This is a genomic window from Actinomadura pelletieri DSM 43383 (genome assembly GCF_003634705.1).
In the GTDB taxonomy this organism is placed as follows: Bacteria; Actinomycetota; Actinomycetes; order Streptosporangiales; family Streptosporangiaceae; genus Spirillospora; species Spirillospora pelletieri.
Map to the genome: position 1 here is coordinate 620889 of NZ_RBWU01000004.1, position 12074 is coordinate 632962.

Annotated in this window: 15 protein-coding genes; 7 read left to right on the forward strand and 8 right to left on the reverse strand. The window is 71.9% G+C overall.

Going from position 1 to position 12074, the window contains the following annotated elements:
- Positions 1 to 115: 115 nt before the first annotated feature.
- Together BZB76_RS20895 and BZB76_RS20900 are read right to left on the reverse strand one after the other, a co-directional pair.
- Entirely contained in the window at positions 116 to 1222 is a 1107-nt protein-coding gene (locus BZB76_RS20895) for a sensor histidine kinase (RefSeq protein ID WP_121436038.1), read from the reverse strand.
- A complete protein-coding gene (locus BZB76_RS20900; RefSeq protein WP_121436268.1) occupies positions 1219 to 1881 on the reverse strand; it encodes a response regulator transcription factor in 663 nt (220 codons plus the stop codon). The genes BZB76_RS20895 and BZB76_RS20900 overlap by 4 nt, the downstream gene beginning before the upstream one ends.
- Before the next feature lie 151 nt (positions 1882 to 2032).
- On the opposite strand from BZB76_RS20900, the gene BZB76_RS20905 reads away from it, so the two are divergent.
- The 3 genes from BZB76_RS20905 to BZB76_RS20915 all read left to right on the forward strand — a co-directional run bounded on the left by BZB76_RS20905 (position 2033) and on the right by BZB76_RS20915 (position 5277).
- Positions 2033 to 3007, forward strand: coding sequence for an ATP-binding cassette domain-containing protein (locus BZB76_RS20905; protein WP_121436039.1), 975 nt, complete (start codon positions 2033 to 2035; stop codon positions 3005 to 3007).
- A 657-nt stretch (positions 3008 to 3664) separates the two neighbouring features.
- Entirely contained in the window at positions 3665 to 4537 is an 873-nt protein-coding gene (locus tag BZB76_RS35955; RefSeq protein WP_246007083.1) for a hypothetical protein, read from the forward strand.
- Positions 4534 to 5277 (forward strand): ABC-2 transporter permease, encoded by a 744-nt coding sequence (locus BZB76_RS20915; protein WP_121436040.1) that lies wholly within the window; start codon positions 4534 to 4536, stop codon positions 5275 to 5277. The genes BZB76_RS35955 and BZB76_RS20915 overlap by 4 nt, the downstream gene beginning before the upstream one ends.
- A gap of 148 nt (positions 5278 to 5425) precedes the next feature.
- Here the strand turns inward: BZB76_RS20915 and BZB76_RS20920 are convergent, their stop codons facing one another.
- From BZB76_RS20920 to BZB76_RS20930, 3 genes are read right to left on the reverse strand one after another with little or no spacing between them, the layout of a single operon-like run.
- The gene (locus BZB76_RS20920; RefSeq protein ID WP_121436269.1) at positions 5426 to 6235 is read right to left on the reverse strand and encodes an alpha/beta fold hydrolase; all 810 of its coding nucleotides are present in this window, start codon (positions 6233 to 6235) and stop codon (positions 5426 to 5428) included.
- 12 nt (positions 6236 to 6247) lie between these two features.
- On the reverse strand, positions 6248 to 6763 hold the full coding sequence (locus BZB76_RS20925) for an SRPBCC family protein (RefSeq protein ID WP_170180689.1): 516 nt from the start codon (positions 6761 to 6763) through the stop codon (positions 6248 to 6250).
- Positions 6764 to 6765: 2 nt separating this feature from the next.
- Positions 6766 to 7125 carry an ArsR/SmtB family transcription factor gene (locus tag BZB76_RS20930; protein ID WP_121436042.1) on the reverse strand — a complete coding sequence of 120 codons (360 nt, stop codon included), beginning with the start codon at positions 7123 to 7125 and terminating at the stop codon, positions 6766 to 6768.
- A gap of 75 nt (positions 7126 to 7200) precedes the next feature.
- Between BZB76_RS20930 and BZB76_RS35345 the strand changes: the two genes are divergently transcribed.
- Both BZB76_RS35345 and BZB76_RS35350 read left to right on the forward strand, forming a co-directional pair.
- Entirely contained in the window at positions 7201 to 7545 is a 345-nt protein-coding gene (locus tag BZB76_RS35345; RefSeq protein ID WP_211343094.1) for a sigma factor, read from the forward strand.
- 137 nt (positions 7546 to 7682) lie between these two features.
- Complete coding sequence (locus BZB76_RS35350) at positions 7683 to 7910, forward strand: sigma-70 family RNA polymerase sigma factor family protein (RefSeq protein WP_211343095.1); 228 nt, start codon at positions 7683 to 7685, stop codon at positions 7908 to 7910.
- Positions 7911 to 8269: 359 nt separating this feature from the next.
- On the opposite strand, the gene BZB76_RS34275 is transcribed toward BZB76_RS35350, so the two are convergent.
- Both BZB76_RS34275 and BZB76_RS20940 read right to left on the reverse strand, forming a co-directional pair.
- A complete protein-coding gene (locus BZB76_RS34275) occupies positions 8270 to 8611 on the reverse strand; it encodes a hypothetical protein (protein WP_147449487.1) in 342 nt (113 codons plus the stop codon).
- A gap of 671 nt (positions 8612 to 9282) precedes the next feature.
- On the reverse strand, positions 9283 to 9624 hold the full coding sequence (locus tag BZB76_RS20940; protein WP_246007084.1) for a DUF3703 domain-containing protein: 342 nt from the start codon (positions 9622 to 9624) through the stop codon (positions 9283 to 9285).
- Between BZB76_RS20940 and BZB76_RS36715 the strand changes: the two genes are divergently transcribed.
- Positions 9611 to 10006 carry a DUF4158 domain-containing protein gene (locus BZB76_RS36715; protein ID WP_121436044.1) on the forward strand — a complete coding sequence of 132 codons (396 nt, stop codon included), beginning with the start codon at positions 9611 to 9613 and terminating at the stop codon, positions 10004 to 10006. The two genes, BZB76_RS20940 and BZB76_RS36715, sit on opposite strands and share 14 nt — an antisense overlap.
- 125 nt (positions 10007 to 10131) lie before the next feature.
- Positions 10132 to 10623, forward strand: coding sequence for a hypothetical protein (locus BZB76_RS20950; protein ID WP_121436045.1), 492 nt, complete (start codon positions 10132 to 10134; stop codon positions 10621 to 10623).
- 321 nt (positions 10624 to 10944) lie between these two features.
- On the opposite strand, the gene BZB76_RS20955 is transcribed toward BZB76_RS20950, so the two are convergent.
- Positions 10945 to 11976, reverse strand: a complete 1032-nt coding sequence (locus tag BZB76_RS20955) for a tyrosine-type recombinase/integrase (RefSeq protein WP_121436046.1) — start codon at positions 11974 to 11976, stop codon at positions 10945 to 10947.
- Positions 11977 to 12074 lie beyond the last annotated feature (98 nt).

A 12074-nucleotide genomic window follows, 5' to 3' on the forward strand; every position in this document is an offset into this window, starting at 1 on the left:
CCTCAGAACGGCTGAACCCGTGCCCGGCGGAAACGCGGCTTCTTCCGCGCCGCGCGCCGGGCGACCCGGGCCGGGCGAACCAACACGAGCACCGGAGCCGCCGTCCGCTGTTCCTTCAACGAGGGGTCGGATGAGGTCCGTGCGCGAACCGCACGGTGATGAACAGGCCGCCCTCCGGGCGGGCGGTGGCGGTCACGGACGCGCGATGGGCCTGCGCGACGGCGTCCACGATCGCGAGGCCCAGACCGTGGCCGTCCTGACGATCGGGCGTCAGCTTCTGGAAGGCCTGGAAGAGCCGCCGAACCTGGTCCGCCGGGACGACCGGGCCGCTGTTGGCGACCGTGAGCGCCGCCCGCCCGTCGGACGTCCCGGTGGTGACGTGCACGTGTCCGCCCGCGTGGTTATGGCGGACGGCGTTGTCGACGAGGTTGGCGACCAGGGCTTCGAGCAACCCCGGGTCCCCGGCCGTCACCGCGGACACCAGGTGCCCGGTGAGGGCGACGCGCCGCTCGGCCGCCTGGTCGCGGCGGGAGGCGAGCACCTCCTCGACGACGTCGGCGAGGTCGACGGCGTCCCGGCGGGTCACGCCGCGTTCGCCGGTGGCCAGGGTCAGCAGCGCCCGGACGAGCCGCTCCTGGTGCGCGCCGAGCTCCAGCGCGTCCCGGCACGCCGCGCGCAGGGAGTCGGCGTCGGCGCCGGGGTCGGCGAGGGCGACCTCCAGCAGGGTTCGCAGCCCGGCGAGCGGGGTGCGCAGCTCATGGGAGGCGTTGGCGACGAAGTGGCGTTGCGCGTCGAAGGCCGCCTGCAGGCGGGCGAACAGATCGTCGAGGGTACGGCCGAGCTCGGTCAGCTCGTCGACCGGTTCGCCGAGATCGAGCCGCCGGTGCAGGTCGCCCGCCGAGATGACCTGGGCGGTGGCGGTGATGGCGCGCAGCGGGCGCAGGAACCGTCCGGCGACGAACCAGCCGAGCGCCCACGCGACCGGGACCAACGCGACCAGGGCGACAGCCGACCCCGCCAGGAGCCGGCCCAGGCCGACCCCCGGCCCGGACCCGCTGGTCACGCCCGAGACCGGGCGGCCCTCGGGTCCGGCCGCGTCGACGCTGGCCAGCGGGACGACGACGAGCACGAGCACGAACACCCCGGCCGCGTACACGCCCGCCGCGTACCCGAGCGCGAGCCGCGCCCGCAGCGACCTCCCGGCGGGTCGCCGGGACGTCATGCCGGCCCGATGCGGTAGCCGCCCTCGCGGACCGTCTCGATCACGGGCGGATCGCCGAGCTTGGCCCGCAGCCGGCGCATGGTGTGCTTGACGGCGCTGCTGAACGGGTCGGCGGCCTCGTCCCAGACCCGTTCGAGCAGCTCCTCGGCGGACCGGACCACCCCGGGCGCGGCGAGCAGACATTCCAGCAGCGCGAACTCCTTCGGGCTGAGGTCCAAGCGACGACCGGCCCGGGACGCGGTGCGGCGGGCCGGATCGAGGGTGACGTCCCCGCACTCCAGCGTCGGCGGCAGCGGCGGGGTCGCCCGGCGCGCCAGCGCGCGGACCCGCGCGACCAGTTCGGCGAACGCGAACGGCTTGGGCAGGTAGTCGTCGGCGCCGAGACCGAGCCCGTCGACGCGGTCCGCGACCGTGTCGGACGCGGTGAGCATCAACACCCGGGTCGCGCAGCGGCCGTGGGCGAGCCGCCGGCAGATCTCGTCACCGTGCACGCCGGGCAGGCCCCGGTCGAGGACCACGACGTCATAACGGGTGACGGCCAGACGTTCCAGGGCGCCGGTCCCGTCCAGGACGACGTCGACGGCCATGCCCTCGCGGCGCAACCCGGTCCCGATGGAGCGGGCGAGGATCTCGAAGTCCTCGACGACCAGGACCCTCACCGCCGCCCACCGCCGGTCGACGTGCGGATGAGGCGGCCGAATCCGCCGCCGGGTGAAGGTGCCATGGACCGACGATGCCAGATCCCCGGTCGCGGCCCGGTCGCAGCCGCCGCGACCGGGCCGCGACCGGGCGCCGCGTACAACCGTCGGCATGAATCCGACTGCCATCCGTGAACCCGCCGCGACGGGCGCCCCGGGCATCGTCGTCGCCGGGCTGCGCAAGCGCTACGGGACCACCCCGGCCCTCGACGGCATGTCCTTCACCGTCCGACCGGGACTGGTGACCGGCTTCGTCGGGCCGAACGGGGCCGGGAAGTCCACCACGATGCGGCTGATCCTCGGGCTGGACGCCGCCGACGCGGGCACGGCGCTCGTCGACGGCCGGCCCTACCGGAGCCTGCGGCGCCCGCTGAACCACCTCGGCTCACTGCTGGACGCCGCCGCCCCGCACCCCGGCCGCAGCGGCCGCGACCACCTGCTGTGGCTGGCGCACGCGCAGGGCCTGACCGCGCGACGCGTCGACCAGGTGATCGCCCAGGTGGGCCTCCGGCCGGCGGCGCGCCGCAAGGCGGGCGGCTACTCGCTCGGCATGCGGCAACGCCTCGGGATCGCCGCGGCGCTGCTGGGCGACCCGCCGACCCTCATGCTCGACGAGCCGTTCAACGGCATGGACCCCGACGGCATCATCTGGACGCGCGGCCTCCTGCGGTCGCTGGCCGCCCAGGGCCGCGCCGTGCTGGTCTCCAGCCACCTGATGAGCGAGCTGCAGGACATCGCCGACCATCTCGTCGTGGCCGGACGCGGCCGGGCCGTCGCCGACGCCGCCGTCCCCGACCTCATCGCGGCCGCGTCCGGTGACCGGGTCGTCCTGCGGACCCCCGCCGCGGCCCACGCCACGCGCATCCTCACGAGCGCCGGCGCGACCGTGACGACCACCGGCCCCCACACCGGCCCCGGCACCGTCACCGTCTCCGGCCTGCCCGCAGAACGGATCGTCACGCTGCTCGGCGGGAACGCGGTGCCGTTCACCGAGGTGACGGCGCACCGCGCCACCCTTGAGGACGTGTACCTGGAACTCACCCGCGAGGCCGTCGAGTTCCCCACCTCCCCGCAGGCACCACGATGACCCGCACCGCCACGCCGCACCGGCCCGGCGGGAACGAGGCCGGACGGAACGGCTTCCTGCGGGTGCTGCACGCGGAGTGGACCAAGTTCCGGACGGTCCCGGGCTGGGTGGCCGGCACGGTGACGGCGGCGCTGCTGGTGGTGCTGTTCGCCGCCCTCGCCGGAATCAGCGCCGACCAGAAGGACGCGCCGCCCGTCCCGATCGGACCGGGCGGCGGACCGGTCACCGACAGCTTCTACTTCGTGCACCGGCCGCTGACCGGGAACGGCGGCGTCACCGTCTCGGTGTCCGCGCTCCACAGCCGCATCCCCACCGGCCCCGCCGACCTGCGGCCCGGTGCCGTGCCCTGGGCCAAGGCCGGGCTGATCATCAAGGACGGCACCCGCCAGGGATCCCCCTACGCCGCGATCATGGTCACCGGCGGTCACGGCGTGCGGATGCAGGACGGCTACGTCCACGACACCGCCGGCCCGTCCGGCCCCGCCACCGCCGCGTCCCCCCCGCTGGCTGCGGCTGCACCGCTCCGGCGACACGATCACCGGCCACGCCTCCACCGACGGCACGCACTGGACGAAGGTACGCACCGTCCACGTCAGCGGCCTCGGACCGACCGCGCACATCGGACCGTTCGTCGCGTCACCGCCGTCCGTGCACGGCATGAGCACCCGCGGCACCGTGTCCACGGCCGTCTTCGAGGACCTCCGCGTCCACGGCCACGGCGTCGGCGGCGAGTGGACGGGCGAGCAGGTCGGACCCGACTCCCCCACGTTCGCCGGCTACCCGGCGAACACGACGGGCTCGTTCACCGGATCCGGCGGCCGCCTCACGGTCACCGGCGCCGGTGACGTGGCGCCCGCCGTCCGCGAGACCCTCCCGACCGGCGGCACCCTCGCCGACATCCTCACCGGCACGTTCGCCGCGCTCGTCGCCGTGACCGTCGTCGCGGCACTGTCCATCACCACCGAATACCGCACGGGCCTGATCCACCTCACCCTGACCGCCGACCCGAGCCGGAGCCGGGTGCTGCCCGCCAAGGCGCTCGTGCTGGGATGCGTCACCTTCACCGCCGGGCTGGCCGGAGCCCTCCTGGCGGTGCCGCTCGGCGAGCGGCTCGCCCGCGCCAACGGCGTGCACATCTTCCCGGTGACGTCCGCGACCGAACTGCGGGTCCAGCTCGGAACCGCGGCGACGCTCGCGGCCGCGTCGATCCTGGCCCTGTCCCTCGGCGCCGTTCTCCGGCACGGCGCCGCGGCGGTCACCGCCGCCACCGCGGCCCTCGTGCTCCCCTACCTGCTGACGGCCGTCCCGTTCATGCCCGCGGACGCCTCGAACTGGCTGGCCCGGGTGACACCGGCCGCGGCCTTCTCCGTCCAGCAGACCCTCGAACGACCCCACCAGGTCACGAGCATCTACACGCCCTACACCGGCTACTACCCGCTCGCGCCGTGGGCCGGGTTCGCCGTCCTGGCCGCCTACGCGGCGGTGAGCCTGACCGTCGCGACCGTGCTGCTGCGCAGGAGGGACGCGTGAGATCGGCCCTGCACGCGGAATGGACGAAGCTACGCACCGTCCCCGCCCCGCTCTGGCTGCTGCTCGGCGGCGTCGCGGCGACCGTGGGCCTGAGCGCCACGGCGGCCTCGGTGGCGACCTGCACCTCCCCGAGCTGCGGCGGCGACCCGACCAGGCTCAGCCTCACCGGCGTGATCCTGGGTCAGGCCTTCGTCGCCGTCCTGGCCGTCCAGGTCATCGCCGGGGAGTACGGCACGGGCATGATCCGCACCACCCTGATCGCGACGCCGCGCCGGACCGTCACCCTGGCGGCCAAGGCCGTCACCCTCACCGGCGTCGTCACCGCGGCCGGGACCGTCGCGGTCCTCGGGTCACTACTGGCCGGACGGCTCATCCTGCCCGGCCCGTCCCCGGCCGACGGCCCGACGCTGCGCGCCACCGCCGGCTCGATCCTCTACCTGACGCTGATCGCCCTGCTCGGCCTCGGCGTCGCCACCATCCTGCGGGACTCGGCGACCAGCGTCGGGGTCGTCCTCGGCGTGCTCTACCTCTTCCCCGTCCTGGCCCAGGTGATCGGCGATCCGCACTGGCAGCGGCTCCCCCACCGGGCCGGGCCGATGAGCGCCGGACTCGCCGTCCAAGCCACCACCGACCTCGGCGACCTGCCGATCGGCCCCTGGACCGGCCTCGCCGTGACCGCCGGATGGGCAGCCGCCGCGCTCCTCACCGGCGGCCTGCTCCTGCACATCCGCGACGCATGACCACCGCCCGGACAGGGCCACCCCGCACTCACGCTGCTCGGGTCAAGGGCCTTTCTGCGACCGCGCTTCCCGTCCCGCCCGCCCGAGACGATCCGCCCAGCCTCGACCGCTCCGGGGCTCTAACCTGGTGACCGGTCGCCGACGGTCGTCAGCCCCGCAGAAACGCGCGCACCTGCTCGGCGACCGGTTCGGGCGCCGTCCAGAACGCGGAATGGTCCTGGTCGGGCAAGGTCAGCACGGTGACGTCCGGCAGGATCTCGGCCAGCGCGTGGGCGCCCTCACGGATGAAGGCCTCGCCGTGGCCGCCGACGGCCACCGCGATCGGCGCGTCGATCGACCAGCGGTCGGCGGGCAGTGGCCTGCCGTCCTGGAGGCCGCTCAGGATCTGACCGTCGTAGGCGTAGGTGTGGGCGTACTTGGCCATCACGTCCCAGGACGGGTCCTGCTTCATCATCGGGATGAACTCGGCCGGGACCCCGACCACCTCGGACATGAAGTACTCGACGGCCTCACTGCGCCGGCCCGCCGCGACCAGGGCCCGCTGATGCTCGACGTAGTCGGCGGGCGCCGGAGGCCGGGACTCGTCGACGATGAACGGCGGCTCATACAGATAGAGCCCGGTCACCTTGCCGCCCAGCGCGCTGGCGGCATCAAGGGCGAGCGCGCAGCCACCCGACCCGCCGGCCATGGCCGCGGAGCCGCCCGCGATGTCGACCAGCGCGGCGATGTCCTCGATCTCGCGCGCCGGGTCGTAGGGCTGCGGGTCGCCGCTGGCACCACGGCCACGCCGGTCGAAACTGACCACCGTGAAATGCTCCGACAACGCCGTGGCCAGGCCGGCGACCCCGGTGTGGTCCTCGGCCACATTGCTGATCACGACGATCGCAGGACCCGAACCGGTCATCTCGTAGGCGATCGTCGTCCCGTCCGCGGAGACAACGGTTGAAAGGCCAGACATGATCATCACTCCTTAGTCGTTCGGCACGTCGGCGTCGTCGCCGCCGGCATCCAGCAGGTCGGCGAGTCGGCCGAGAGCCTCGGCGTACCCTTCGGCCATCTGAAGGTCGACGGCCCGCCGCAGCGCCTGGCCGTCGGGAAAGCTCGTGGTGACCTCGACGGTGCAACCGGTACCGGCCGCGGCGAAGGTGACCGCGGTCGGGAAGGTGCCCGTGTCGTCGGGCCGCCACGCCTGGTCGGCGAAGGCGGCGTCATAGTGCAGCGCGGCGTGGGCGACGACCACCCGGTAGACGGCGACGCTGCGGACCGGGTCGGCGGAACGGTCCACCGGCGCGATCTGGAACCGCCAACGTCCATCCGGCCGCACGTCCATCTCGTACACGGTCGCAACCCAGCCCCGCGGACCCCACCAGCGACTGATCGCGTCGGCGTCGGTCCACGCCCACCAGACACGGTCGACGCCGGCGCTGTAGGTGCGCCTGATGCGCAGGGCGTTGCCCGCCTCGTCGATCACAATGCCGTCGGCCATGCTCATGCTCCTTCCTCGTTCGTCTCGTCGGGTCCACGGTCGCCGTCTTCGAGGAAGGAGCCGAGACGGTCCATCCGTTCTGCCCACAGGACGGCGAACGACTGCGCCCAGTCGCCCACCTCGCGCATCGATTCGGTGTTCAGCCGGTAGATCCGCTGCTGCGCCCGTCTGGTCACCTCGACCACCCCCGCCTCGGCCAACAGCCGCAGATGCCGCGACACCTGCGGCTGCCCCAAGCCCAGCGCGTCGACGATGCCGCCCACCGGCAGGGGCCCGTCCTTGAGCAACTCGACGATCCGAAACCGGTTCGGCTCCGAGATCACCGTCAATCGCCGCTGCACACTGTTCACAACCCCGAACATACATGCAAGCATATATACACGCAAGTGCATGTGCACTGACTCCCGCGGCGTCACCGCACCTCGTAGGTGACCTGCTTGCCGGGGCGGCGGGGGAAGGGCTTCGACCGTCGGATCGAGCCGGTTCGAACGGAGCTGCTCGCGTACTGCTACCGGATGCTCGGGTCCGTCCACGACGCGGAGGACCTCGTTCAGGAGATGTATCTGCGGGCATGGCGGGCACGCGCCCAGTACAACGAGACGTGCGGTTCGGTGCGAACCTGGCCGTACTGGATCGCGACGGACGCCTGCTTGACCGCGCTCCACTCCCAGGGGCGGCAGGCCACTGCCGTCGGGGCTGGTGGACGCGTCGGATCCGTCCGGCAGAGCACGCTGGCTTCAGCCCTCCCGGACTCGCTGCTGCCGGCAGGCGCCCGGCCGTGACCGTGATCGACCGCAGCAGCCTGCGGCTGGCGTTCGTGTCCGCCCGCAGCACCTCTCGGCGCGGCAGCGCGGCACGCTGATCCTGCGCGACGTGCTTTCCGGCGTCCGAGACGGCGGAGATCCTCGCCACCCCCGTCGTGTCGGTGAACGGCTCCCTGCAACGGGCACGTGCCCTTCTGGAGGAGACCGGAATCCGGCAGGAACTGGTCGGCGAGCCGTCCGCGGCCGAACAGCGCGCCTGGATCGAGCGCTACATGAAGGCCTTCGAACTCGCCGACGTCGAGGCCCTCAAACAGCTGATCACCCAGGACGTCCTCATGGAGATGCCGCCGATGCTCAACTGGTTCACCGGACGCGAGAACTAAGGGCAGTTCATGGACTGGGTGTTCGACGCCGCTGGGAAGGACTGGCACCTCAAGGGGGCCACCGCAGACGGCGACCAGCCCGGATTCGCCGCCTATCGACGCGACAGCGTGCGTACCGGTTACACACGCTCCAGATTTTGTGTACTGCTGCTGTGCCGCGTCCTTTTTCAGCAGCAGAACCGGCGTCGTCCAGCCAGACGCGGAGTTTTTTCGTGTCAGTTCGGCTCGACCTCGACCCGACTGAAGTCGCTGATATCAGGGACCGGCCCTCACCGTGAGACCGTCGCCGCCGCGAACACCGGCCCGCGCGGCATCCGGCTCAACCGTGGCAGCGAGCCCCGCGAGCGCGGAGAGGGCGGCTACAGAGACGCTGTCGGATCGTCTCGCGACTCTTCCTCGCTCGTGGGTCCCTTGAAGGTTCGAGGGATGACCCACACGTGGTTGACAAGGCCGATAGCCAGAAGGATGCCGGTCGTTTGAAGCGCGAAACCCGGAGATTTCGCGTTCGTGGTCCGGGAACCGTTCGCGCGCACCGAGACCTCTTTGCCTTCGTCGGCGCGGCGGGCGCCGTCAATTTTGCCGGTGTGGCGTACGCCGTCGACAACCCACGAGCCGTGGCAAGTCGTTACAGTTCCCGTCCTTCCGGCGCCGCTGCGGGAATCACATCGTTCGACAAAGGCCTTGGTCTCGGTGCCCGTCACGTACGTCCATAGGCCGGGAGTCACGAGGACGGCCCAAAGAATCACAAGGGTGACCCAGATGAGCCAGCGGGTAATCCTGCGGAGGGACTTGGCTGTGGAACGCTGCACCTGATCATTTAATCGAGGTCGCGAGCGTGTGGGCGGTATTGATGGGACATCCGGGGACAGCACGGTGCGGACGTCACGGATCGCCGTCACGTCGGTGGCCAGGTCGCGGTCAAAAGGAGCAGGTCAGTGTGGGGCCGATCGCGCCGAGCCGGTCTCGGCCGCCGACACCCGTCCGATCAGCGTCCAGTCCAAATCGTCGTTGTGCGGCGAGGGGGCGGCGCACGGACACCTCCGCCGAGCGGCCGTAGTTCATCGTCCCGGCCACCCACCGATCTACCATCGGCCGCCCGCACGGCGCGACCTCACCAAGTGCCGTCGATGACCAGTTGTTGGGCATCAACGGCCTGCACGTGCCTGACATGTTGCGAGACTCGCGCCCACCCGGGACACACCACCCACCCCCAATATGGGGTTCCGTCCCAAGGACGTCGTGACGCCGCCACCTCCCACGCCGCCACCAGCGTCAGGCTGTGTCGTGTTCTCGACCAACGAGTCCGCCGCTGCCGACGCGGGACACCAGCGTCTCCGGTATCTCATGCACGTTCTCAGACCCCGCGCCGGCCTTAGGTGAGCAGGGCGGCGAGGTCGTCGGGGACGGGCATGGGCTGGGTGAGGCCGACGCGGGCACGTCCGGTGTTGCCCTCGGGGTAGCGGCCCAGGGCCGAGCCGGGCGCGGCCACGATGATGCGCACGACCTGCCCGAGCGCCTCGCGGCGGTCGCGCTGAGCCAGGGCGAGGGCGAGCATGGCGATGTGGTGGCGGGTGTGCGGCCACGGCCAGGGCTGCGACAGGATGTGCGCGCGTTCCAGGTGCCGCCACCGGGTAGCGGGGTCGCTCGCGGCGCGGGCGGCGGCCATCTCCCCGGCATAGGCGTCGCGCCCCCGTGCGGGCATCGTCCGAGCCACATCATCTCCTCTTCGGACTTGGACGGACGAACTCGCCGTCCGCGCCGTAGGCCGGGCACAGCCCCACGGCCCGGAGTTCGCCGAGGAGGTCGTTGACTACGTTGCTCGGCAGGTCAACGTGTCGGCCTCGGAGCTCAACCCGTACGACCGGACCGGCCGGACGATCACGAATCACCGCGCCCAGATCCGCGATCACCTGCGGTTTCGGGTGTGCGGGGTGGCCGATGCCGAGAAGCCGACGCAGTGGTCGGCGGCAGAGGTGGCGCACACCGAACGTCACCTGGATCGAGTGCGGGAGGAACCGCTGCGGCACTGCCGTCAGGAGTTGAGCTTCGAGCCGAACAGCACGTCGCCGGTCGATGGGTGGTCCTCGTTAGGGTGATCGTCGTGGTGGAGACGGCCTCGGGTGCGGATGACCTTGGTCGATCGGCCCACGCGTCCCGTGGCGAACTCAGGGCCCCAGGTGGGACCCGCTTTCTCGGCCGGTACCGCGAACCCCTTCTCGGTGTGGAGATCGCGGCGCTCTGGCGGTTGCGCGCCGTCTCCGACGAAGGTTCGATCCGGCTCCTGGACACCGTGGTCCTCGAACTCGGCAGCGGTCGGTTCGTCTCGCTCAGTCACTCGCAGGAAGGGCCGGCCTGCACGGTCGCGGCCACCCGGGACGAGGTGCGCTGGGCGACCGAGCCGGAACTGCGCATGGGCCGCGAGCCCGGTGCCGAGGAGTGGCTCGACCTCGTCGAACCGGAAGACGAAGCGATCGTGCCGCCGTTTCCGCTGCCGGTACGTGCCCTAGAGGGTTGGTTCGGGGAGGGGCGCTACCGAGACGTGTTCGCTCTCGCATTCGGTAACGGCGTGAACCGGCTGGTGCTGATGACGACCGACCAGTTCGACCTGGTGTGCACCACGGTCGAGGCGGCGCTCCGGCGAGCCGAGCTGGTGGCCGGGAACACGGGACTGCGCCTGGTGCAGGAGATCCTACGGTCGGACCGCGAGGGTTGACCGTTGTGGCCGGGGAGTCACCACCATGTCGCCGACGGGGAGTTGGACACCCTATGCCCTACGCCCTGCGACCCCACTCCGGACACACCCACACCGCACACTCGTGAAGAGTGGGACCGCACTGCGGGCCGCCCCTTCACCTTCTGCGTGTCCGCGCCACCGTTGCCAAAGCTCGTCCACGACACCGGCCTCGGCCCACGGTCTCTGTCGACTCTCGAGCCGACGCTGCTTTGCACGTTCGTACCAGCCTGCTTGGCCGGGGCGAGGTGAGCGCGGTGGTGGCGCTGCTTCGTGCCGCTCTGAGTCGTCCGCCGAGGAGACTCACCGTGGCTGTGGCGGGAATTCTGTGGTCGGGAAGGGGAGTCGGTCGACGGCGTCGCGTCGGCGCCGTTCGGGGCGGCGGTCGTAGCGGGCCGTGGTGGCCGGGGAGGCGTGTCCGACCAGGTGCTGGACGGTCGCCAGGTCGACGCCCTGGTCGAGGAGGTCGCCGATGAACGTCCGGCGGAAGTCGTGCGGTGTCATCGGTGGGAGGGCCGCCTGTCTGCGGCGTTTGATGACCGCGTTGCGCACGGCGGCGTCGCTCATCGCGCGGTGCTGGACGGCGCCCGACCGGTGCACCGGTTTGAACAGCGGCCCGCGCGGGGTGTCGTCGACCGCGAGCCACGCGCCCAGCAGGGCGGCGGCGCTTTCGTGGAGGTACTCCAGCCGCTGCTTTTCTCCCTTGCCGACGATCCGCAGTGACCGCTCCCCCGGGTCGTAGTCCTCCCGGCGCAGCGCGGCGACCTCGGCGCGCCGGGCACCGGTCGTGTAGAGGACGGCCAGGAGCGCCGCGTCGCGGACGCCCGCGGGTGAGCGGTCGGCGGCGCAGGCCCGCAGCAGCGCGGTGAACTCGGCGGTGTGGACGCTGCGTCCGGCGGGCAGCCGTGTCCCGCGGAAGTTCCGCACCGACGCGGCCCGCTGGTAATCGTCGGTGGACATCTCCCCCAGCCGCCATGCCGTCCGCAGGACGCCGCGCAGCGCGGACAGGTGCAGGTTGCGGTAGGCGGGAGACCACGGCACCGGCTGCCCGTCCGGGCCGTCGGTCGTCTGCCGCCCGACCAGGGCGCGCAACGCGGTCGTGTGCTCCGCGCGCAGTTCCGCCCACGGAAACCTCTCCCCCGGGGCGGGGCCGGGCTCGTGACCGGCGGCCGTGTGCAGCATGCCCGCCAGCCGGTGCAGGCAGGCGCTCATCGCACGCCGCGACCGCGGGCTCTCCAGCGAGGCGACGTACACCATGAACGGGCCGCGGTCGGCCGGTCCGGCGCGCGACACGGGCGGCGCGGCGGTGGCGGCGCGGGGCTGGAGATCGTCCATGGGACGGCAGCCTAACCCAGCTGACTTCTGAGAACGAGCATTGTCGTTAGTTAAGCCTCCTGGTTTTCGGGGCTTCTTATTTTCTGGAAATAAATATT